19 protein-coding genes are annotated in these 24,242 nt (G+C 44.7%); 2 read left to right on the top strand and 17 right to left on the bottom strand.

Features of this window, described 5'->3' with window-relative positions; all coding sequences use genetic code 11:
* Positions 1-9 precede the first annotated feature (9 nt).
* The 5 genes from R1T43_RS02235 to R1T43_RS02215 form a co-directional block, all read right to left on the bottom strand.
* Positions 10-3,150: an efflux RND transporter permease subunit gene (locus R1T43_RS02235; protein ID WP_317352453.1), complete on the bottom strand. Its 3,141-nt coding sequence runs from the start codon at positions 3,148-3,150 to the stop codon at positions 10-12.
* 422 nt (positions 3,151-3,572) lie between these two features.
* Entirely contained in the window at positions 3,573-4,025 is a 453-nt protein-coding gene (rplI, locus tag R1T43_RS02230; RefSeq protein ID WP_013786396.1) for a 50S ribosomal protein L9, read from the bottom strand.
* Between the two features lie 26 nt (positions 4,026-4,051).
* The gene (rpsR, locus tag R1T43_RS02225) at positions 4,052-4,279 is read right to left on the bottom strand and encodes a 30S ribosomal protein S18 (protein WP_013786397.1); all 228 of its coding nucleotides are present in this window, start codon (positions 4,277-4,279) and stop codon (positions 4,052-4,054) included.
* A gap of 11 nt (positions 4,280-4,290) precedes the next feature.
* A complete protein-coding gene (gene rpsF / locus R1T43_RS02220; protein WP_013786398.1) occupies positions 4,291-4,689 on the bottom strand; it encodes a 30S ribosomal protein S6 in 399 nt (132 codons plus the stop codon).
* Positions 4,690-4,932: 243 nt separating this feature from the next.
* Positions 4,933-6,105: a HAMP domain-containing sensor histidine kinase gene (locus R1T43_RS02215; RefSeq protein ID WP_317352444.1), complete on the bottom strand. Its 1,173-nt coding sequence runs from the start codon at positions 6,103-6,105 to the stop codon at positions 4,933-4,935.
* A 345-nt stretch (positions 6,106-6,450) separates the two neighbouring features.
* Between R1T43_RS02215 and R1T43_RS02210 the strand changes: the two genes are divergently transcribed.
* On the top strand, positions 6,451-6,738 hold the full coding sequence (locus R1T43_RS02210) for a YebG family protein (protein WP_211070102.1): 288 nt from the start codon (positions 6,451-6,453) through the stop codon (positions 6,736-6,738).
* Between the two features lie 87 nt (positions 6,739-6,825).
* Here the strand turns inward: R1T43_RS02210 and R1T43_RS02205 are convergent, their stop codons facing one another.
* The 12 genes from R1T43_RS02205 to R1T43_RS02150 form a co-directional block, all read right to left on the bottom strand.
* Positions 6,826-8,406: a methyl-accepting chemotaxis protein gene (locus R1T43_RS02205; protein WP_211070103.1), complete on the bottom strand. Its 1,581-nt coding sequence runs from the start codon at positions 8,404-8,406 to the stop codon at positions 6,826-6,828.
* Positions 8,407-8,554: 148 nt separating this feature from the next.
* A complete protein-coding gene (locus R1T43_RS02200) occupies positions 8,555-10,060 on the bottom strand; it encodes a sensor histidine kinase (RefSeq protein WP_317352438.1) in 1,506 nt (501 codons plus the stop codon).
* A 58-nt stretch (positions 10,061-10,118) separates the two neighbouring features.
* Positions 10,119-11,201 (bottom strand): methyl-accepting chemotaxis protein, encoded by a 1,083-nt coding sequence (locus tag R1T43_RS02195; RefSeq protein WP_317352435.1) that lies wholly within the window; start codon positions 11,199-11,201, stop codon positions 10,119-10,121.
* 80 nt (positions 11,202-11,281) lie between these two features.
* Positions 11,282-12,283, bottom strand: coding sequence for a LacI family DNA-binding transcriptional regulator (locus R1T43_RS02190; RefSeq protein ID WP_317352432.1), 1,002 nt, complete (start codon positions 12,281-12,283; stop codon positions 11,282-11,284).
* A 57-nt stretch (positions 12,284-12,340) separates the two neighbouring features.
* Positions 12,341-13,687, bottom strand: a complete 1,347-nt coding sequence (locus R1T43_RS02185; protein ID WP_317352430.1) for a glycoside-pentoside-hexuronide (GPH):cation symporter — start codon at positions 13,685-13,687, stop codon at positions 12,341-12,343.
* 52 nt (positions 13,688-13,739) lie between these two features.
* On the bottom strand, positions 13,740-15,095 hold the full coding sequence (locus R1T43_RS02180; RefSeq protein ID WP_317352427.1) for a GH1 family beta-glucosidase: 1,356 nt from the start codon (positions 15,093-15,095) through the stop codon (positions 13,740-13,742).
* A 396-nt stretch (positions 15,096-15,491) separates the two neighbouring features.
* On the bottom strand, positions 15,492-16,220 hold the full coding sequence (locus R1T43_RS02175) for a HugZ family protein (protein WP_317352423.1): 729 nt from the start codon (positions 16,218-16,220) through the stop codon (positions 15,492-15,494).
* 21 nt (positions 16,221-16,241) lie between these two features.
* Positions 16,242-17,060 carry an ATP-binding cassette domain-containing protein gene (locus R1T43_RS02170; RefSeq protein WP_317352420.1) on the bottom strand — a complete coding sequence of 273 codons (819 nt, stop codon included), beginning with the start codon at positions 17,058-17,060 and terminating at the stop codon, positions 16,242-16,244.
* Positions 17,047-18,246, bottom strand: a complete 1,200-nt coding sequence (locus R1T43_RS02165; protein WP_410548990.1) for a FecCD family ABC transporter permease — start codon at positions 18,244-18,246, stop codon at positions 17,047-17,049. The genes R1T43_RS02170 and R1T43_RS02165 overlap by 14 nt, the downstream gene beginning before the upstream one ends.
* Positions 18,243-19,364, bottom strand: a complete 1,122-nt coding sequence (locus tag R1T43_RS02160; RefSeq protein WP_317352416.1) for a hemin ABC transporter substrate-binding protein — start codon at positions 19,362-19,364, stop codon at positions 18,243-18,245. The genes R1T43_RS02165 and R1T43_RS02160 overlap by 4 nt, the downstream gene beginning before the upstream one ends.
* A gap of 3 nt (positions 19,365-19,367) precedes the next feature.
* Positions 19,368-20,546, bottom strand: coding sequence for an HmuY family protein (locus R1T43_RS02155; protein ID WP_317352414.1), 1,179 nt, complete (start codon positions 20,544-20,546; stop codon positions 19,368-19,370).
* A gap of 161 nt (positions 20,547-20,707) precedes the next feature.
* Positions 20,708-22,651, bottom strand: a complete 1,944-nt coding sequence (locus R1T43_RS02150) for a TonB-dependent receptor (RefSeq protein ID WP_317352411.1) — start codon at positions 22,649-22,651, stop codon at positions 20,708-20,710.
* A 338-nt stretch (positions 22,652-22,989) separates the two neighbouring features.
* On the opposite strand from R1T43_RS02150, the gene R1T43_RS02145 reads away from it, so the two are divergent.
* A complete protein-coding gene (locus R1T43_RS02145) occupies positions 22,990-24,234 on the top strand; it encodes a sugar MFS transporter (protein WP_057795530.1) in 1,245 nt (414 codons plus the stop codon).
* Positions 24,235-24,242 lie beyond the last annotated feature (8 nt).

Raw genomic sequence — 24,242 nt, 5'->3', positions numbered from 1 at the left:
TTGCATCCTTTAATTGAAATCTGAAAATTTGCTCAGCTTTACGGTTTTTGTTGGCATGCCGCCTGGCGTACCAACCACCGGAACTTTTGTTTTATCTTTGAAGCCGAAATCGGCTCTTGTCATTCTAAGTAGCGTGGGAAGTAACACTAAGGTGAACACTGTGCTGATGCACATCCCTCCCACAATCACCGCAGCCAAACCGCGATAGATCACGCTGCCAGCACCAGGAAGTAATAAAAGCGGGAGCATGCCGAAAATAGAGGTGAGCGTGCTCATAAAGATAGGGCGAAGACGCAGTTGAATGGCTTGCTCTACAGCATCGTTACGATTAAGCCCATGAGCTTGCCCCAATCGGGTTTGGTGCACTAACAAAATGGCATTATTCACCACAAGCCCAAGCAAGATAATGAAACCAATCATGGTCAGTAAATCCATCGGTTGGAAGGTAAAACTATTCATAATTTTAATGGCCGCCACCCCGCCAACTGTAGCGAGGGGAATAGACAGCACCACTAAGACGCTGTCTTTAAGCGATTTAAATAGTCCGGCCATCAACAGAAGCAGCAACAGCATGGCAAACAAGAAGTTATCTGCCATCGAGGCAATTGCCCCTTTCAAGCTATCCGCACTGCCACCATAGTGAATTGCGCCATCGGTTGGCATCATCGCCATAATAGCCGGTTCAACATCGGCTTTTATCATCGTCATGGCCTCTTCTAAACTCATACCGTCAGGCGGGTTAAAATTGATTGTAAGGGTGCGTTTACCATCAATACGCTGGATGCGACTAGGCCCTACCGCTCGTTTCATCTCGACAAGTTCACCTAATTGCACCACTTCCCCCATAGGGGTCATTATGGGCGTCGCACTTAACTCTTCTGGGGTTGACCATGGTTCTGAGCGAAAAATAATATTCATCCGCTTTGTGCCATTAAAGTACTCACCCACATACATTCCATCGCCCATTGCGCGCACTAAGCCCGCCATACGCCCGCGACTTAACCCTACTTCGACTAATCGGCTGTCGTTAGGATAAAATTGCAGTTCAGGCTCAGACTGTTCTAACGGAGGATTTGCCCGCGCATTGGCATTGGGGAAAATATCTCTTAGTTTATCAATGCCCGCTTGCGCCGCTACGCTCAGCATAGCTTGGTTAGTACCCTGCAAATGAATATCAATAGAGCGACCGTTACCAAAGCCACCAAACAAGTTGCCTTGTTGCGCGAATGCTTGAGTGTCGGGTAAATCTTTAAGTATCTCATCGCGAACAATAGCCTCTAATGCTTTTACTTGAGACTGATCTTTCGCCCTTACCCCTAAGGTGCCGCCGTTGGGCCATGTGATGATGTAGTAGTTCTTAAGCGCAGGGGATTTTTCGCCCTCCATGTAAGGCTTTAATCGCTCGACAATGACGGGGATCACTTCTTCAGCGACAAAATTTTCACTCGCACCTGCGGGTAACATTAAGAAGGCATCTACCGCATCTCGCTTAACTGGTGGTAAATAATCCATTGATGGCATGAGCAAATAACTGCCTGTGATAGGAACGCCCATCAAGGCCACCACCACAATAATTCGACGCATACCGGTTGATGATAAAGTCATAATTTTATTTGTGATTGCTTTCCATACTGGCAATAGTTTGTCTTCGGGTACGTCTTCTGTAAGCCAACGGCTGGCCACAACAGGTAGAACCGTTACCGCCACCACTAATGACATACATACAGCAATAGCGATGGTTAAGGCTAAATCTGCAAACAATTGCCCTTCAACATCATTTAAGAACATCACCGGAATAAAAATGGCGACCGTGGTGGCTGTCGAAGCCATTAACGCTCCGAATACTTCTTTAGTGGCTACATAAGCACTTTCCTGCCGACACATAGCCTTTTTATTTAAGCGAACAATATTTTCCAACACCACAATGGCGGCATCCAATACCATTCCTACAGCAAAGGCTAAGCCCGCAAGTGAAATAATGTTCAGCGAACGCCCCGTGATTTGAAGTACAACAAACGTGCTGAGTAAAGAGATTGGAATAGCGAGTGCGACAATGAGCGTGGCTTTAAGTTGGCGCATAAACAACCACAAGATACCGATAGCTAGCATGACCCCGATGAACAGATTACTGGTCACCAATTGCACCGCACGCTTAATGAATATTGAAGCATCAAAGGACTGAACCATTATTAGTTGCTCTGCTTCGAGGTGGGTTTTGTTTATCTCGGCGACTTTTTTCTTTACCGCATCTAGGGTGGCGAGAACATTCGCGTCGTTACGTCTATCAACGCGAATAGAAATAGCAGGGTTGCCGTTTTGCACGCTAAAATTAGCCCCATCTGCGCGGGTAATAGTAATCTCTGCAATATCACTTAGGGTAATGGGGCTGCCATCACGCCACTCTAAAATCATTTCCCCCATTTTTTGCGGCTCGTAACGCCCCTCAAAACGCAGGGTATATCGCCGCCGTCCTACATCCACAAACCCGCCAGAAACATCGTTAGCTTGCCCCAGAGCGGTAGTGATTGCAGTTAAATCAATACCCAGTTGAGCGGCCTTGAAAGGGTCGAAAACAACTTGGAATTCTTCTTCCCCCCCTACCCCACTTTCCATCCGTGCACGGGCAACCCCGGGGATAGATTCTAGCTGAGGTTTTATTACATCTGAGAAGTAAGTAACGTAGGTGTTTATTTCGTTGGGATTGCCAGGCAGGCGCTGCATGAAAAAGTAAGTTAGCGCAGGGGCATCCCCCCCACTGCCTGCCAGCATTATATTCGGCGATAGTGCATCTCTAGGTAATGGCGGCACTCTGTTCATGCGGCTTATCACTTCAATAAGGGTTTTCTGCATATCTGTACCCAAACTGAATTCGAGATTAATCCATGCATTACCTTGATTCGACCACGCATTCATCGAGACCAACCCAGGTATTCCCTGAAGCACTTCTTCTTGTGGCTCTATTATTTCCGACTCAATTTCTTGTGGAGACGCTGCTCGCCAAGAGGTTTGAATATTGATATTAGGGCGTTCAATGTCTGGGAAAAGCTGAACTGGCAAATTGAATAAGCTATATAGCCCAAGAAAAACCAATATTGCGATGCCAATTCCTACCCCTGATGCATTTTTTATTGCTGCACGTGTAATGTCCATAATGAAGCACTATGCTTTTTGTAGTTTGGATTACTATAGGTCGCAGGGGATACAGGAAAAGTTTAAAGCTATATTAAGAACAATTTATGGGTTAACCGACATTTTCGGTTAATGCTGAAAAAAACAGCAATCTGTCGACGACCAACGGTCGTGATTTATCATTAATTTAACGAAATAATTAACAAATCGTTACATATTGCCAGAGGATGTGAGTGAAGATCACATTGGTGTAAGAGATAAAATGTGGAAGACGTGTCAAACCTTGAAAATGACAAATACGGCAATTACGGCAAATAAGAAATGTAAGGTGATTTTTTATAAAGGAAGTAGCGAAGTGTATAGCGTTGAGGTGCATGCAGATATAAAGCGTCTAGACATAAAAAAACCGCTCATAAGAGCGGTTTTTTCGTATACGTCAGCGCTTATGCTTCAGCAATGATGATCACTTTAATAGAAGTGGTTACATCAGAATGAAGTTGTAAGTCGATGTCATATTCGCCAGTGTCGCGAAGTGTGCCAGTAGGAAGTTTAACTTCCGCTTTAGCTACTTCAACACCAGCTGCAGTGATTGCATCAGCAATGTCACGCGTACCGATAGAACCGAAAAGTTTACCTTCGTCGCCAGCTGGCGCCGCAAGAGTTACTTCAGCAAGTTCATTTAGTTTTTCAGCACGTGCATTAGCAGCATCAAGCTGCTCAGCGATTTTCGCTTCAAGTTCAGCACGACGTGCTTCGAACTTTTCAACGTTCGCTTTAGTTGCAGGAACTGCTTTACCCTGTGGAAACAGGAAATTACGAGCGTAACCAGCTTTAACAGCTACTTGGTCGCCCAGACCGCCAAGATTGGCGACTTTATCTAGTAGGATGATGTTCATCTTAACTACCCCTTAATTACGCCAAATTACTTGTGTGAATCAGTGTACGGAAGCAACGCAAGAAAACGTGCGCGCTTAATCGCAGAAGACAGCTGACGCTGATATTTTGCGCTTGTACCAGTGATACGGCTAGGGACAATCTTACCGCTCTCTGTGATATAATTCTTAAGAGTAGCGATATCTTTATAATCGATTTCAGTCACACCATCTGCAGTGAAACGGCAGAATTTACGACGTCTGAAAAAACGAGCCATGGGTGATCTCCTTAAGCGTTATCTTCAGTGGATTCAGGTCTTCTTTCTGCGCGCTCTGTACGAGGTGCAGAATCGTCACGACGCTCACGACGCTCTTCTTTAGTCATAGGAGAAGGCTCGGTTACAGCGTTTTTAGTGCGCATTACCATGTTACGTAAGATAACGTCGTTGTAGCGGAAAGCATTTTCCAGCTCGTCAACAGCTTCAGCAGTCGCTTCAGCATTGATCAATACATAGTGGGCTTTGTGCAGCTTTTCAATTGGGTATGCCAATTGACGACGGCCCCAATCTTCTAAACGATGAATCTGACCATCGTTTTGCTTAAGAATAGTGGTATAACGTTCGATCATACCAGGTACTTGTTCACTCTGATCAGGGTGAACCATAAATACGATTTCGTAATGACGCATTATTGCTCCTTACGGTTGTAGCCTCGACAGTACAGCCAGACTGTATAGAGACAAGGAACCTAGTTAGGGTGGCTGTAAGGGCGCGGATTATACGCACATACCTGCTTTTGTACAAGCATTAATCACCGGCAAATTTTATGTTTGTGTGTGTTTTGATGAAATTGGGCTAGATACGCTGAATGGTGGGGGGTAGCGGGTTCAGTCGGGGTTAAAAAGGCTAAGTGCGAGGCTTAACCTTCATGTTTACAATGCTGCCTTAAATGAAAACACGGTTTCATTTTCATCTGAACGCACCATCAGGCTGCCTTTATGGGCTTCAGCAATTTGCGAGGCGATAAACAAACCTAAACCCAAGCCACCGGTTTGTTTATTGTTTTCATTTCGCCAAAATGGGTGAAATAGCTTATCGATAACATCAGCGCTTATTGGGACACCCCCATTAGACACACTTACTGTAAGTGTTTCTTCTTCAATATTCGCGTTAACGTTAATAGGCTGCGCTCTATCGCCGTGCACTATGGCGTTAATCAGCAAGTTAGATAATAACTGGCTGATACGCTCTGGGTCACACGAAAAAGTGCCTTCTATATTGATATCTGCACGTATGTCTCGGTCTGAATGCAAACCCGATAGTTCACTTACCGTATGTGCTAATACACTTTGTAAATCGTTTACTGGCTTAACGTTTAGTTGAATCCCCTTGCCCATTTGCCCGTGCGTAAAATCCATCACGTCACTAATGAGTCGCGTCATACGTCTAGCGCTATTGTCCATTCGCGACAGCACTTTTTGGGAAGTGGCATCACTGACGTGATCAACAAGGAAATCGACCCCCATTTTAAGCGCCGATAACGGTGTTCTTAAGTCGTGACCTAAAATGGCGATATATTGCTCTCGCAATTTAGCGGCAGCTTGCTCGCTAATGAGATTAGTTTCAGCCGCGGCTAGACGGTCATCTACTTCCATCTGCCTTGAAATCAGCTCGGCGAAAGACTTTATTTGATTTTCAATTTTATCGGTTTTTAACACCGCAGGAAGTGGATCTAAACCACAAAGCGTACCGAAAAAGTCACCGCTTTTGTCGTAAATGGGATAAGAAAAGTAACTTTCGAATCCATACATGATGGGGATTTCGCTTTCGCGATAAACGGTATCTTCTTTAGCGTGCTCAATCACAATCGGTTTCGTAGATTTTCTTACCTGGTTGCAAAAGGTGGTTTTGATATCGAGTTCATCGCCAGGTATTAAATTAAAATCTACCTGATCGAGCACAGCGCACATGGTCCAATTATCTTCCGTCACTCTGGCGACGCAAATAAAGCGAAGTCCCGTGGCATCTGACAACATTTTCATTATATGTGGAACAGCTTCTATCGATTGAATCGTGCGAATATCTCGCTCAATGGAAGAATTCATTACATCCTCTTCGTATCTAAGTCACCTAAATCACGCCGATTTTCGGCACTCGATGTCACGCTCTAGCAAGAAAGATTCTTGTGCCTAGTGATAAATTTACTGTTCTTCGTGGCTGTGTTGTTAGCTAAAAACGGTAACCAATGTGAATGAAGCCGGTAAATTTTTGCATATAGACGTGGCGATGTGAAAGCTGTTTTCCAACGTACGTTTTTAAAATATATCGAAGCGTACTTGGTCACTATACTTAAGTTGTAGAAAAATAAAATCAAAAAACTGCAAATACTGTTTATTTATCCAGTTAAATATTGTACAGTTTTATGGTCTATTCATCTAAGGGGACCTACCATGGCCATTACAACACAGTATGTTGTCACGCACAAAGGGGTAGAAAAATTGGTTACTACCGATAAAAAAGAAGCAGATCAGTACGATAAGATGCTCGACGCTGCCGACAACCTTGCTGAATACATTCAAGCAAAGGGCTTGGGCATTGACGATAGCCTTGTTGAAGAACTCACTATTATGTTGTCTAAAAATAAAGACAAGGTGAGCAAAATTTTTAAAGGTGCGACAGCACAAAGTGTATTAGAAGATGAGAGTGCCGACGTAGTAAAGCTTAAAGCCAACGGATAGGCATAGCAGAAAAGCTTGGCGTGCTTTTAAGTGGCACTAACGTAAGTAGAAAAAGGTTAAAAGCACGCGAAAGATAAACAGCACAGATTATCCTGTGCGTTTATCCGTGTTAAAACGAGCAATTAGCCCGTTAACTTGATTTACGGTATCACGAAGATCTCGACCCACTTTGAGGGAAGCTTCTGATGACTTCTGCGTTGCTTCCGCGCTATTGGCAACATCGACGAGCTGCTGATTAATATGCTCAGCCACGGTGCTTTGTTCTTCTACAGCAGAAGACATTTCAACGGTAGCTGAGGCGATACCACTTACCGCATTATTGATTTCTTGTAGCGCGCCTCGGGTTTCTTCAACAATGGCACTACCGTGTTCAGCAGACACCAACCCTTCCGAAGATACCTTTACGGCCCGTTCTGTTCTATCAACAAGCTCTTGAATAATGTTGTGAATTTTATCGGTGGACACCCGAGTTTTAGATGCCAAGGTACGAACTTCATCGGCAACAACAGCAAAGCCGCGTCCTTGTTCGCCAGCGCGGGCGGCTTCTATAGCGGCATTAAGTGCTAGCAGGTTTGTTTGATCAGCAATGCTAGAAATGATGCTAGCCGCTTCGCCTATATCACTGGTGGATTGGGCAAGCTCGGTAACCGTATCGGAAATCGACTCCACCGCGCCTTTTAATGACAGTATAGCCTGCATCGCTTCTTCAGCTTTGTCGTTACCCATTTGTACGTTAGTCGCGGCAGTTTTAGCACTAACCGCATTGCTCTCTACTCGCTCAGCTACTTCTTGAATAGCTTGACTCATTTGAGTTACCGCTGTGGCAATTTGCTGGGTGGCAAGGTTTTGCTGAATAATTGTTTTACTGGTTAACTCGGCTTGGCTGTGAGTTGAGACTGCAATATCTTCTAACCCCTCAGATTCATCTTTAATGCGGGTTAAGGCCGTTCGAGTACGCGCGAGTTCACAGCCTAACGCTAACTTAGCCTGAGCAATATAATCAACATCGGCATAATACGTTTGTGCCACGAGTTCATTACTATAGCTAGCAGGACTTAACGAAAGAAACTCCCGCCAGTAACTCCGGCTTTTTGCCGATTGCCACACCATCATAATCAGTAGTGCAATGAAAGTAACACCTAGAGGTACCAAACCCGCCGTAAAGCCAATGGCTACCAACAGCAGTAAACTTACCACTATCATGGGTAACATAGGTGAGAGTGTCTGACCCAATTTTGCAGCAAAAGGAATTGGCGATTTTCCTGCCGATAACCTGGCATATATGGCGGATGCTCGTGTTATTTCTTCATCGGCGGCATGAACCCTAACTGACTCATAACCCACCGCTTGTCCGTTTTCGTGTACGGGGGTTACGAATGCTGACACCCAATAGTGGTCGCCGTTTTCTCGTCTATTTTTAACGAGTCCAGCCCAACTTTGACCCGATTCTAACGTTCGCCACATTTCTTTAAACACACTTGATGGCATATCCGGATGACGAATAATGTTGTGGTTTTTTCCTATCAGGTCTTCTCGGTTGTACCCACTTGCCTCTACAAACTCATCATTGCAGTGTTGTATGACACCCCGTTTGTCAGTGGAAGAGATAAGGCGGTAGTGAGATGGGAATTTGTATTCGCGTTGGGTAACAGACTGATTTTTCTTCACTAATAAAATCCATTGCTATAGTGGTATCAAAGTAAATAGGAGCGTCCTATTTCTTTATAGTTACCTAGAAGCGTAGAACATTATTGGCTAGATTTATACTAAAGTAGAAAAAGATTCGGTAACAATGAAGATTATAAGAATAAAAAAATTACGCCAGTGGCAAGCGAACTGTAATAGTGGTGCCCCTATCGATTTCACTGGCCACTTCAAATTGGCCGCCATGTTCTTCAATAATAGTCAGTGAAATAGACATACCAAGACCGGTACCATCACCTGGCGGTTTAGTGGTGAAAAAGGGGGTAAACATTTTGCCGATAACTTCCTCTGTCATACCTTTGCCTTCATCTTGCAACGTAATGACCGCCTCGCCTTCTACCGATTCAACAACAAACTTAATGCATTTTCCTTCGTCTGTGGCATAGATGGCATTAGTGAGTAAGTTGACGAGTACTTGCTGTATTTGCCCAGCGTTGCCTAGTACTTCGATATCGGTTTCAGGAGGCGTGAATATAACCTTATTTTTGTACTTGTGCAGATTATTCGTGATTCGTAAGGCTGAGTTTATCGCTTCGGCAACATTAATGGCTACGCGCTTACCACCGCTAGGGTAGGAAAACCCTCTTAGCGCTTTTACGATATCGATAATTCTTTCGATACCTTCTGAGGACTCTTCAAACATTTCTGAGATAGCCTCGGCGCTCTCTTTTAATGAATACGTGTTTTCAAGCGCTAAATAACGGGCTTCTATTTCTCCACCAGCATCTTCACAAAGTATCTTTATTTCAGACAAAGCACTCTGGTAATCCTTAAAGATGTCGCCAGCCACCGAGGTGTTGCTACGCACATAACCAATCGGATTATTAATTTCGTGGGCAATACCGGCCGCCAACTGACCTAACATGGCCATTTTATCTGCGGTTATTAGCTTTTCTTGCAGATAGCGTTGGTCTTTTTCCATCGAAGACAGCGCGGCTTTGTGATGCTTAATTTCGTGTTTAGAACTTCGGTAGCCTATACCAAATTGAAGATAGTGCTTATTTGCATCCAGCACATACAGCATTTCTTCATCTAGTTCGCTGTTTTTGGTCAGTAGTGCTAGCCATGCCTGCTCGCCATTGCCCAAGTTCTGCATGAAATGTAATACGTAAGCCTCTTCATGATTGTCAGGCCTTTCAACGATATTTACACACCATTGGCTATAATCTTCGGTGACAGACAGTGGCAGCTCATCTAACATAACCTTGGCAAAATCGTTGGCTTCAACCCAACCATTCTCTACTTGCCAAATTTTGTTGTCATCTCCTTGAACCACTTTTCCAGCTTTGGTAATGAAGGCTAAACCACAAAAGGCATCGCTGAACTCTACTGCTGACTCAATGGCGGAGAAAATGAAACTCGCCCCGCTATCGGAAGTTTTAAGGTGGGAAGCAGAGCGATTTAGAAAGATTAATTCTCGCTCTCTTTTTTTCGATTCATGTAATGCTTTACGCAAGGCTTGCGTTGCCGAATAGGCATCACTTGAGTAGCTTTCTAAAAACCACTCAGCATTTGCCCGCGCTATTTTTTGGCGCTTAAGTTGTCGCTCAAGTAACTTCACTTGAGCTTTTAAGTCAGCAACCTCGTTGAGGCTAGGGGGTATTGAAGCATCGCTCAATATATAAGCCTTTTAGTCTATACCTCTTCAAACGCATTTAGGTATATGAGAAAACAGGTTAGCTCGCTATCTTGTCCAATAGCAGCATCACTTTCTCACTAGAGCGTTCCATTTCAATCACCTTAGCTTCTAGTGTTGAAGTATCACCCTCTGCTTTTGCATTAATAGCAGCCACACCTGCACGATGAACCGCTGCATGAGGTGTTTCTAATTCTCTGAATGATGACGACTTGCCAATAGCGGTACCCTGATTTTCGCTATACCACTTTCCTAAACGGCAACTCGCGTGGTCAGCAAGATCACTTGATTTTTTATCGCTATAACCAAATAAAACCGCATACACATCTGACTTCCACACTACGTGATCTAGCTTAACCGTTTGTATAAAGGTGCTTAACGAACCCTCATTAATGGTCGTTTTCATGCTATCGCAATGAGAAACCATGGTTTCATAACTACTATTAAGGGTACTAATGCCCTCTTCTAGTTCTTCGTTATTGCCTCTTAATTCGTTAACACCTGAAACTGCTTTCGCCGTAGATTGAATAATATCGTTGACTAGTTCAGAGACTTCTGTCGCTGATTTATTTGTTTCAGTAGCTAGTGCGCGCACCTCATCGGCGACCACACTGAATCCTCGACCAGCATCACCCGCACGGGCGGCTTCAATAGCCGCATTCAACGCCAGTAGATTGGTTTGATCCGATATACTGGTAATGGTAGATACAAACTTGTTGATATTATCGGCTGTGCTTGATAGTCCAGAAATGCGCTCGCTCATGCTCACCATTTGGGTATTCAAGCCACTCATGTCTTTAACAATTTTGCTCAATACGTGGGAGGACTGCTCAAACAATTCATTAATGTCTGATATTGATTGGTCTTCGGCGTTTATTTTTTGATAAGACCCTAATACGGTTTCTCGTATACCTTCCACTTGGTTCAAAGAGTTAACCAAACACCGTGTTACCGCATCGTCTTTACTTTGCTTTGAGGCATCGCTTAACTCGGTAACTTGTCGATGAAGTTCTGCATTTTCAGACTCTAAGGCTGATATTTTATCTAGGGCAACTTGATAACGATTTTCAAGTTGCGTGGCCTGAGACTCTTTTTCTAAGTATTTGCTTCGAGAAACGAACATAGGGTGACCAAATTTTTATATGTGTGAAAATTTAGCATAACAGAAAAAAGCGTAACTTCACCATTCGTCGTTGGTTGAATTCACTCGAATTTTCTGGTGGTTCCTCTAATAATCAATTTGGGCGACAAAATATGTTCCATTGTCAGTTTTCCATCGCCATAAGCCTGATTTAAGATCCAACGAGATGCCATAGCACCAATTTCGCGCACTGGGTAATTTACGGTAGTCAACTTAGGCGTTAGGTAACTAGCAAAGTCAACGTTATCAAATCCGATGACGGAGATATCTTCCGGTACGCGCTTGCCATGCTTTCTGAGTGAGTTAATGGCACCTGATGCCATTTCATCATTTGCACAGGCGATAGCACTGAAACTTACGTTACGACTAAATAGTTCATCCACACATTTTTCACCAGAGAAGGCTTGGAAATTACCTTCAGCCACGGAGTCTTCATTGAAATTAAAATTGGCTTCTTCCAATGCTTTTTTGTGCCCAAGTAAACGATTAAAACCATCCGCTTTAAACAATGCGCCTGCGGCGTATGCAATGTGGGTATGGCCCAAATCGATAAGGTGCTTAGTGGCTAGATATGCGCCAAGCACATTGTCTAGACTAATACACTTTTCACCAATAGCTTCTATGTAGCGGTTAACCACAACTATAGGAACATCTTGGCTAGCAAGGTCTATAAGATACTCATCGCTGACCGCTTCAACATGCAGAATAAGCGCATCGCAGCGGCGGCTCAGCAAGGCTTCTATTTCTTTTTTCTCTAAGGCTTCATCACTGTGCCCAGTCACCACAAACATATGTTTGTTGGCTTGCCTTAGCACTTTTTCAGAACCGGCCATCATGGCGCCAAAGAATGAGCCGTGTAATTCAGGAACCACATACCCAACGGTATGGGTTTTATTTGAGGCAAGGGAAGCCGCAATTACATTGTGTCGATAGCCAAGCTTCTCCATCGCATCAAGCACTTGCTGACGCGTTTTCTCTTTAACGGTATCTGTGTTGTTGATAACCCGAGATACTGTAGCTGACGACACGCCGGCTAATTCACTTACTTGTTTAATCGTTACCATATAGCATTAACAGTGCATACGTGCGCTGTGTATATCCTTGCTTTGCGTAGTTTATTATTACGATGCGCGATGCGCGTCGTCTGTGGTCAATCCAAGACGCTGCTGAATTGCCATCATTTTTTGGTTATCTAATGTATACCAGCGCATAATAATCGCAACACCTATCGATGCAATTGCCGGCCCGATACAAAATAACGCCACAATTCCTTTTGCCACATCAGGTGAAAATGCGTCTGGTTGATAGTTGACTGATGCCAGTAACCACCCCGCTAGGGCGCCGCCCAAAGCCAGCCCAACCTTAATAAAAAAGACCACGGTTGAGTAAGTTAACCCTGTCATACGAAGCCCCGTTTTATCTTCGCCATAATCCACCACGTCAGCAATTTTTGCCCACAGTAGCGGCGTAGCCATTTGCAGTATAAGACCCCAAAGGAAATGCAGTGAAATGGCCGCAAACCACGCCTGATAAGGTACAAAATAATTCATGATACACACTGCTGCACTGGCTAACTGAAGCCAAGTGTAGACTTTAATTTTGCAAAATCGTTTCGCAACAGGGTTCGCCAACGCACAGCCTATAATGCTTCCTACCATACCCGCGGTAACAAACAATGTGGCCGATTCAGGCCGCTGCAACACGTACTTCACATAGTAAAGCGCTAGCGTGTTTCGCATCACCATGCCGGTAAGTAACACAATCGCAACCATACAAAGCACTCGGCATTGATCATTTTGCCAAATGGCCGCTAGCTGAGTTTTATAGGGCGCAGGCGTTTCATTGGCAGGTTTTACCCGCTCCTTAGTACCGGCAAAGCAAAGTAGAAAAAGTACCATCCCCACTATGCTCATCACTATCATAGCGCGCTGATACCCAAGCGCTTCGTTGCCGTTCCCTAAGTAATCAACCAATGGCAACATAAATGATGTCACCAACAGCCCACCACCCATGGCAAATACAAAGCGATAAGATTGGATAGATACGCGTTCTGAGGCATCGGCACTTAACACGCCGCCCAATGCAGAATAAGGAATATTAATGGCCGTATACATTATCATTAGCAGTGCGTAGGTGATAAATGCGTAGTACAACTTACCTTCTTCAGTAAGCCATTCAGGCGAGGTAAACGCCAGCACGCTACATAGCGCAAAAGGCAAAGCCAACCATAATAGATAGGGCCGGTATGCCCCCCACCGCGTTCTTGTTCTATCGGCTAGAGAGCCCATTAAAGGGTCGGTAACGGCATCAAATACGCGAACGAGTAAGAACATGCTCCCTACTGCTGCTGCCGGTATGCCGACAACGTCGGTATAATAAAATGTCAAAAACAGCATGACGGTTTGAAAAATGAAATTACTTGCCGTATCGCCTAACCCGTAGGCAATTTTTTCCTTTGCACTTACCATTGGCTTCACCGTTATCTTTATTATTTTATGCTTATAATCAATTGCGCATCTATCAGGCTGCGTTTAACGTTTTTCGCCTTTCTTCTAGCAGTTGTTGTAGTCTTAATGCACTGGCTTTTAGCGTTCTCTTCTGTGTCTCGTAATCGACGTAAACAATACCGAAGCGCTTCTCATAACCCAGCGCCCATTCAAAATTATCTAATAAGCTCCAAACAAAATAGCCTGTTATATTAACCCCAGCTTCAATCGCATCGGCCACCGCCTGCAAATGGGTGGTTAGGTACCGAATACGCTGCTCATCGTTCACGACGCCATCTACCGTCAGCGTATCATCACTGGCCAAGCCATTTTCAGTAATAATGAGCGGAGGTAATTGGTAGTCATTATGCAACTGTAACAACAAATCTGTTAACCCTTTCGGGTAAACTTCCCAACCCATTGCGGTAGTTTCACTTCCCACTGGCGCTGGCAATTGACAAGGATCTTCTGTGCCATCATCAGTGACTTTAGCGCGAGTGTAATAATTCACACCTAAGTAATCTAATTTCTCGGCAATGATATCCATGTCGCCATCGTGAACTTCTGGCCTGTGTGCCACTGGAATCTCATCAATTAGCGCCGGATAACGACCATGTATTAGTGGCTTGATGTACCAGTCGTTGTGATGATCGTGTGCTAATTGTGTAGCACGAATGTCTTTTTCATCATCGGAATTAGGATAAAACGGGGTAAAATTCAGTACCACGCCAGCCTCAATGTTAGGTGCATTTTTGCGCAATACACGCATGCCTAAACCGTGGGCTAATAACAAATGGTGTATTGCCTTTTTACCAAATTCCTTACCCACTTTTCCTGGCGCATGAATGCCTATTTCATAACCTAAATAAGCACTGCAAAATGGTTCGTTTAGCGTCGCGTAAGAGAAAACCTTATCGCCAAAGGCTTTGCTCACTACATCTACATACTCAGCAAACGCATAGGCTGTTTCTCTATTTAGCCACCCTCCATTGTCTTCTAGATACTGGGGTAAATCCCAGTGATACAAAGTGACGTAAGGCTTAATGTTGTTTTGCTTTAACTTAGCCAGCAAGGCAAGGTAGAAATCCAGTCCTTGCTGATTAACCGAACCATCTTTTTTAATAATACGAGGCCAACTAATAGAGAAACGATAAGCGTCTACATTTAACGAATCGATAATACTTAGGTCTTCTTCCAAACGGTTCACGTGATCACATGCTACTAGGCCGTGACTGCTATCAGCAATCTTGCCAGGTGTATTGCAAAAAGTATCCCAAATGCTTGGCTCTCTGTTTTCTGCATCACCTTCAATTTGAAACGATGACGTCGCAACACCCATGGTGAAATCTGATTGCATAAAGGGAGAGCCTGGTTGGGCTAAAATATCCATGTGTACGAAACCTTATTCGAATTAATGTATCAGCGCCTGTAGATAACAGGCGATTAAAAAGCAAATACCACAGGCACTAACAATATTGAGATTGTGTGAAGCCAATGTTTATTAGCACTTTATATAAGGTGCGCTACCGGCAACTTACGGACAGAGCCAAATATATGAGGCAGCTCTATTAAGCCTCCGTATTAGGCATCTATATTGGGCAAAGTGTAGCATTATATGTAAGCGCTTTCATACAATAGCAAACATAGTACAAGCATTGCCAAGAAACTTTTTACATTTTATTCACAGAAGACAACCCAGCGACGTATTTCACTGGGTTGATATAAAGGTAGGGTGTCTAGCACTCGCCACTATCACGGAGAACGAGACTCCAATAGCTTGAGCCTTTTAGCTCGCTTTGGGTATGTTCAATGCCGTGCGTGCATCGTTAGTCAGTTTGACGAGTGCCTTTCGAACATCTGTCGAGCTTGCACAAAGGGTTTCAAATGGAATGAACCAGGTCGCTTCCTCGCTGCCACAATGCATGCCTTCGGGAAATGCGCTGTGCATAACAGGGTGCTCAATGTTCACGCCGATTTTATGCTGTAAAATTAACTGCATGGCATCTTGATGGTCTTCATTCATGTGAGTGATCATACCTTCCGGTGAAGTGTGCCACTCTTGCTCTTCAACCTGCCAGTACGCTTTGTCTATCCAATGGATTTTTCCAAACCCGCCAATAAAGCGCACACGCTCCGCGCGAATAACATAAAAGTTAAAGTCGTGAGTTTTTTCATACCCTTTGGCTTGTGGGAACAGCCGCAAATATTGCGCTTTCACATCCTCTTTGTTAGCCAGTTCTGCATTGCCCATAATAGTCACTCGACCATTTGCTTGGGAATCATCTTCAGCAGCATCGAATATGGTTAAACTGACTTTATCGTTCGCTTTAATATTACGAGTGTGCAAGGCAATATCACTAATGTAGATGATGGCATCACCGGCGGGGGTAAGGTAATAAGGAACAACCGAGCCAAAGGGATACCCAGGCATTGACGTGGAATGGGTTCCTAGCACACCGCTGTGGTGAGTTCGGCTTAATTGTTTTGCTGAAAATGCAATATCTTGCATGCTCATAAGAAACTCCGTCTATTTAAATTAATGCGTAACAAACACATCATGTTCTTGGTTACGAATAAGGTTTAATTGGGTGTGATAGCAGCGTGCCAATGTATCTATAGTTAAAGCATTTTCCGGCTTATCATCGGCTATACACCCCTGCTCGGCCAGTAAAAGCATTCTGCTGCAATAGGGGGAAATCAAGTTAAGATCGTGACTCACACAAACTATGCAAAGCCCCTGTTTACTAAGACTGACCAATTGCTGCATCACCAACTTTTGATGACGTAAGTCTAGTGCAGAGGTTGGCTCATCAAGTAGCAACAACTTTCCTACTAAGCTGTCCTGTGGGTTTACTGGCAGCAGCTGTAATATTGCTTTACTTAAAAATACCCGTTGCCGCTCTCCCCCTGATAAGGTTTGAATATTTCGCGACAACAAATGAGTAATATCAAATTGCTCGGCAACCTCACTAATAATACGATGTCGATTGTCAGGCGAATCAATAATATGATGGCGAGCTAACTGCAATATTTCATCAACCAAAAAGCCAAAAGGAGTAGAAGCACTTTGCAACATTACCGCGCGATACTCAGCAAGGTCTCTCATACTTATTTCACTTAGTAGCTGACCTTTAAATAATAGTGTGCCTTTTTCAAGTGGCGCTAGGCCACCCAAAACAGTGAGTAACGATGATTTCCCACATCCGTTTTCTCCCGCGAGCGCAATAAATTCACCAGCAGTAAATACCATGTTAAGGTTGCACAATAATTGTCGCTTGCCCCTGATAACATCCACATTAATAAGGGTAAACAACGTTTCATTTTCCTGTGCATGAGCTTGATTAAAGCGAGCCATTAAACACCCCTTTTTGTTGCCATAATAGATACAAGAAAAAAGGTGCACCGATTGCGGATGTAACTATCCCTATGGGAATTTCCATAGGTATGAATAGGGTGCGAGCCAACGTATCGGCCACTGTTAGTAACAATGCCCCCATCAATGCACAGGCTGGAATAAGTACATTGTGATTGACGCCAAATAGTGTGCGGCACATATGCGGCACCACTAAACCCACAAATCCAATAATGCCACATAACGCTGTAGCCAATGCGACTGCAAAAGCAACCAACCACAATATGACTTGTTTATAGCGCGTTACATTCAACCCCATATAGGCAGCTTCATTTTCGCCTAAGGCTAGTAAATTAAGCGCATTGCGAGACACCATTAAGCCTGAAATAGCAATAACGCCAGCCGCTGCCACCAATGCACAGAGTGTCCAGCTAGCGCCGGCTAAACTGCCCATTGTCCAATAAGTGATTTGGCGAAGTGCATCGTCGCTAGCCACATAGCTAATGGCGCCAATGATCGTGCCGGTAAAGGCATTTATCGCCACTCCGGCGAGTATCAAGGTAGCCACAGAGACCCCTTGCGCACTATTGGCAAAACGTAATACTGTCCACACGGCCAATAACGCGCCACCGAACGCCCAAAGTGCTACCCATATAGAAGCAAGGGCAGGCACAAGAGGCGGTACAATGGCCATACTGACCGCTGCTGCAGCGGCGGCACCACCGGCAATACCGATTAAACCAGGGTCGGCTAATGGGTTTCTTACCAAGCCCTGCATAGCACAACCAGACACCGCCAATAGCGCGCCAATAAATAAGGTCATAATAACCCGCGGTAATCGCAGTTCGGTAAGTACGTACCAGTGCGTGCTGTTAAATGCAGCGTCAGATGACAGCGCCTCAATATTAACGCCACGTCCTTCAACCAGCACATTTTGAGAGATATGAAGCTCTGCGGACTGAGAAAATTTATGCCACAAAAGTTCGCCCACATTAATAGGTAAGCTGCCACTCACCACCCCAATATAGGCGCTAACTAGTAATAGAAAGCCAAGTAAGACTAAACCGTGTCGTTTACGTCTTGTTCGTGCTCCGAGCAAATTTAACATCAATGCAGACCGGTTCACCGCTGACGTATTATTTGTCAGCGGATGATTGGTAGAACTGGAGGGCGAGGTAGATACTGTCACTCTTCCCTTCCCGCAGCATCACGATGAGAGTCTGAATTGAGGCTTGTCTCTAAGACAATATTTTGTGAAATCAGTTTTTTAATAACCTGCTCTTGGTTAGCAGGCCCCTGCTTAGCTGTATCAGAAGCTTTAAGGGATAAAGCCCGTAACCCATGTTCGGCAACGGCTTTTAGCGCAATCGCAAAACGGGGAGATAACCCCAAACCAATGCTGCTATCCATCGCTTTAACCAAACAATGTTGGCCTGCAAACGTTGCTGCAATCGCGTGGTGTGAACACAGTGAATTAAGCGCATTTTCGCCATGCAACATGTGTCCTGCGGCAAACACGACATCAGGATTTCGTGCCAGCACTGACTCGGCATCCATTAACTTGTAACCGTTGAGATCGCCTGCAATATTGGTCATACCCAAGGTATCAAAAAGAGCTTGCGGCACCGTATCGGCTCCCGCTACGGTAATGCCTCTATCATTATTCGCCACCACGAAAAGTGCATTAATGGTGTTGGAATAGTTGGCACTGGCGTAAGACGCTATTGCTTCGGAATATTGCACTTGCTGAGCGTCCACTTGGCGATGTAAGTCAGTAACAAGCTGCTTGGCTTTCTCTACAGCCGATACTCGGTGACCAATATCAAGTACCATCTCGCTCAAACCGACTATGTCTTTTGACACATGATAAACATGCACATCAACGCCAGCATTCGCTACCTGCTCTAGCATAGGCTCTGGGCCTGTGGCACTTGCTCCTAGTAACAAAGACGGCTGCTGGGCAAGCACGCCTTCTGTACTAAGTTGACGAAAATAGCCTAGTTTTGTTACCTCATTCGCCGCGGCGGGAAACATACTTGTGCTGTCTGTTGCCACCACCCAATCACCCCGCCCTAGCGCGTAGATGATTTCCGTTACACTGCCGCCCGCAGCAATAATTCGAGGCGTGTCAGCTTGCTGGTTTTCATGTACCGAAGATGTGAGCTGCGCTGTGTGGGTATTAGGTGCTGAGGATGTAGCGGCAGCATATACGCCGCCACTACATAAACACCAAAGTACACTCATTGCGCTTAGCCTATGTAGCACTTTTTTCGTGCTAACTAAGCGTGGTAATTTGGTTTTATCCATTAATTACTCCTCGGTAACGGGGTCGGCGCGGAAGCTATAAGCGCCCGACGTTCCGTCTTCATCGTAATAGCTAGTAATTTGAAATTTAAATACGCTATCACCCGCTGATATTAGGTATACCCCGAACTGTGAGTACAACAAGTGACTTGTGCTGTCATAGTAGTACCAGTTGTTGGCGGTAAACGCGTAGTCACTGACAGTTTCAGCACTAAAACCATAAAATGCAGCGGCTTCGGTATCTATGCCTGCATAGGTATCAGCATCAGTGCGAAGTACAGTTGCATCATCGGCAATAGATAAGGCAAATTCACCTGCGCCATCAGCACAAGGTATTGTGATGTCCCATGCATCCGTTTCCGTTACTTCTTGCTGCAAATCGAAATCGATGTAGATTGACGACGTACACCCTACTGCGTTAACACTTAGCGATACTTCTTCTGCAAACGTGGTTTGCCCATCAAGTACACTTTGATGCATAACACCCAACGTGATTTCCCCAATACCACGCCCTTCAGTCACAATGTCAGTTACATGGAATTTGGTGTAGTTTTCATCTGAAGAAACCACGTAGTAAGTATCGCTAGCCGCGCTGACGACATGGGTTGTAGTGTCATAATTATAAAAGGTATCGCCAATAACAGCAGACTCAGCATCGGTAGAAAAAGCGTCGGCATCTGGCACATCGCTTGTTGTTACTGCTAAATAATCATCCAGCTCGCTATCAGCGGTGGCATTTAAAAATAAGTCTGCCACAGCTGCCCCACTATCATCGTAGAAGTCACTGTTGTTTGCAGTAAAGTAGACACTTACTGGCGTCTCTTGTGCTGTATTTAAAAATACCGACGTGCGTTTAAAGCCGATATCCCAAGTGGTGTCGCTGGCCGCTTCTTCTTCGGTAAGAGTGACCTGAGTTTGTGTATCTAAATCAAAGTAAACAGCAACAGGTTCAGATGTACTACCTGTGCTGTACGGCCCATAAATAGTGGCTACTTCATTGTTGGTTTCGCCTTCATCACCCGCGCTGTCATCGGTTTCGTCACCTGAATTATCGGCGCTGTCTTCACCACTATCTTCACCACTTTGATCAGGGGTTTCAATAACTGGATCGCTACTATCAGAGCCACCGCAGGCTGCAAGCCCCAGTGTCATCGCAAGTAATAATGCTAAGTATGTTTTATTCATGTGTATGTTCCTTTTTAAGTGGTGTGTTTAGCCGTTGTTATTAATCGATTAAACGGCGCCTATGCTTACTTCTCTTATTTGCTTTTTTTGTTAGATTTTTCTGTCTTTAGGTCGTTGTTCTTAATGGCTTTGTTTTAAAGCGCTCAGCCTTCACAGACGAATTAGTATTGATAACTCACGCCTAAATAAACGCGGCGAGCTGAAATAGGGCGAGCATCAAAAGCCCCCGCCGAAAGTGAATCGGGTGAGCGATGTTCATCGGTAAGGTTTTCAACCCCCAAGCGGGTTTGCCAATGGCTAGAAAAGTCATGCTGCACCACGGCATTTAAGGTGGTGTAGCTGTCTTTCGCGGTAACGGTGTAACCAGAGGTGGGAGAAACGTCGTTTTCATGCACGCCATACAGTTGAACGCTGGTATCCGTTTTATCAAATTGGTAGGTCACTGAGGCTTTCACTAAATGTGTGGGCCGTTCCGGCAAGCGCTCAGAATCCCCATCTTCGGCATGTAAGTAGCTATAGTTAAGTTGCCACTGCCAGTTATCGTTTTGCGCGCTCACGCTCAAATCCGCACCATACAGCGTGGCTTCATCGAGGTTTTCGTACATAGAGATATCAAGTCCGGCTTCTTGCGATGCTTCAACATCTACCGCGGTGGTAATAAAATCTTCTGCTTCGGTGTAGTGGAAATCGATATCGGCCTGATACCACCAACGACTTTGTTTCGGTGTTAATCGCGCGTTCAACCCAATATTGGCACTTAGCGCCGTTTCAGGCACAAGGTTTTCATTTCCCAATACCATGTAACCTAAGTTACTGTGATCGAACACGTAGTAACGCTCTTTTAAATTAGGGACTCGATAACTAGAACCACCGCCACCACGCACTTGTAGTGTGGTTTCATCAAGTTTCCAGCTTTGACTACCACTCAATTTGGCCGCCGTATGCCAACCAAAATCTGAATCATTTTGTATTCTAAGGCCAAGTAGGGCTTGGGTGTCGTTTTGCTGCCAATTGGCTTGCACGTAAGCTTCGGTGCTTTCTCGGCTAACATCGTCAACTTCTACCGTACCCGTTGCCACATTTTGCTGATCTAAATTATCAGCATGGGCAACCAATCCCCCTACCCACTCAACATCGCCAAAGGATAAAATTTTCTGCGCTTCAATTTCCGCTAATTGAATATCGGTTTGGCGAAGGCCATTGGTATTCCCGCTTTGTTCATCGTGAGACAAGTAGCGCCCATTAATGTGCCAACTCTGCTGTTGAGCAAGTTTTACATCGTGCTGCCATTGAGTAACGTTAGACACATAACTGATAATGCTAACTTGCCCTGGAATAGCGGACTGGGGCTTGTCTTTCTGTTCCTCTAGCCATTGGCCTTTGTAACTCAAATCAAGGTCGCTGACCTGTGTTGATAAGGAAAACTGCACAAAGGATTTATCCACCGCACCACCATCTTGAGAGACGGTATCAGGGTCGTAATCGAAGCCCGGATTCGTAATATGCTGAGCGGTTAATCCTAGCTGCCAGTCCTTTATCGCTTTAGCCGCACTAACCTTGGCGGTGTGCCCTAAGGTATCGCCATCGAGCCCATCGTCACTGTAATGGGAAAGTTCATAGTCTGCAGATAACTGTGAGTCCTCGGGCACATCAGTAATAATATTGATAACACCCCCCATGGCAGAACTACCATAAAGCACCGATGCAGCGCCGCGTACAATTTCAATCTGTCGAATATTGGCAACGCTAATTTGATCTAAGTCGACTGAAGAGCCTGTAGGAGAAATAACGGGCTGACCGTTAATTAACACCAACACATGGTCGCCGTTAAACCCATTCAACTGAACGTTGTAGCCATCTTTTTGACTACGCCGAACTACCACACCCGGCATCACTTCTAATACTTGCCTAAGTGTTCCTTTGCTAAGCCTCGAAATTTCCGCTTTATCTACCACATCGACTTTTACCGGCGATGCGCCTAAAAGCTTGGGTGTTCGTGTTCCCGTTACCACTACGCGTTCAACTGGCGCCTCAGTTTCGGCTAAAACATATGTTGGCAGTAGCGCGCTCGCCAATAGCAAAGTAACAGGGTAAGAATGAGTCATTTAATTTACTTTCTAATCAATAATGCAAATGATAACAATTTGCATTTGATCTTATTTATTTAAAGACAAAATGCAAGCGCTATTGGAAAATAATATTAACTACGCCACGTCAAACTATTAAAAATGCGAGAGAACACAGCAGGTATTTGTAATATTTCAATAAAAATGTAAACGCATACAATCAAACAATGTAAGCGCTTGCATTTTCATTTTCGCCCCCTATACTGACCAACAAAGTGTTAACAAATACCAAACCAATTCGTTAACGCAAAGTAACCAACAAGCCAAATGCGAACACGGCATTTCGTTTACTAACAAGTGAATTCAGGGCGTTACCTATGAATCAAACTATAAAAACCACGGCTGGTTCTACAACCACCAGTCAACTTGCACTCGCTACGCTAACGTCGTTATTTTTCATGTGGGGTTTCATTACCGCACTTAACGACATTCTCATCCCCCATTTGAAAGCCTTATTCTCACTTTCTTATACCCAAGCCATGTTGGTGCAATCGTGCTTCTTTGGCGCCTATTTTCTTATTTCTATTCCAGCCGGAAAATTAGTGAGTGCCACTGGGTACCAAAAAGGTATAGGTGTGGGTTTGATCACGGCTGCAGTGGGCTGCGTGTTGTTTATTCCTTCAGCGCTTTTCACTCAGTACTGGATGTTCTTAGGTGCATTGTTCGTATTGGCTTCAGGCATCACTATTTTGCAAGTTGCCGCAAACCCCTTGGTGACCATTATGGGAAACCCAGATACCGCTTCTAGCCGACTCACCATGACCCAAGGGTTTAACTCATTGGGTACAACTGTTGCGCCCATCATTGGCGGCATAGTGTTATTTGGTGCGCATGAAGGTATGGAAAACGCAGCAGTAGATGCAAATGCGGTAGTACTTCCCTATTTAACATTGGCCGCTGTACTCGTGGCCATGGCGGTGGTGATGGTTAAAGTGAAGCTGCCCTCACCCACGCACAGTGAAATGGATGTCGCCACTACGACAGATACCGGTTTATTAAAACATCGCCACCTATCATTAGGCGCACTAGGTTTATTTTTGTATGTAGGTGCTGAAGTCGCGATTGGCAGCTTCTTGGTAAACTACTTTGGGCTTGAAAGCATTAAAGGCATGAGTGAAAGCCAAGCGTCTAAATACATCGCCTATTACTGGGGGGGCGCTATGGTAGGGCGTTTCATTGGTGCCGCGGTAATGCAAAAGGTGGCCGCGGGTAAACTACTCGCCGTTAATTCATTTGCCTCATGTACACTCATTATTGTTTCGGTATGCAGCAGCGGCAATATCGCCATGTGGACAATTTTAGCGGTAGGACTTTGTAACTCTATCATGTTCCCCACCATTTTCAGTCTTGCACTTAAAGGGCTAGGCCAAAAAACAGCACAAGCCTCTGGCATGTTGTGTTTAGCCATAGTGGGCGGTGCTATTGTGCCACTATTACAAGGTGTTATTGCTGACAACGCAGGTGTACAACTTTCTTTCTTATTGCCAGTTATTTGCTACTTATATATTGCTTATTACGGGCTTCGTGGTGCCACCGTTAACTTGGCTGCTAGCCACAAATAAACAAGGAA

It is taken from the genome of Alteromonas sp. CI.11.F.A3 (assembly GCF_032925565.1).
Taxonomy (GTDB): domain Bacteria; phylum Pseudomonadota; class Gammaproteobacteria; order Enterobacterales; family Alteromonadaceae; genus Alteromonas.
Note: the sequence above shows the minus strand (reverse complement) of the source record. Positions and strands in the feature narration are given on the sequence as shown.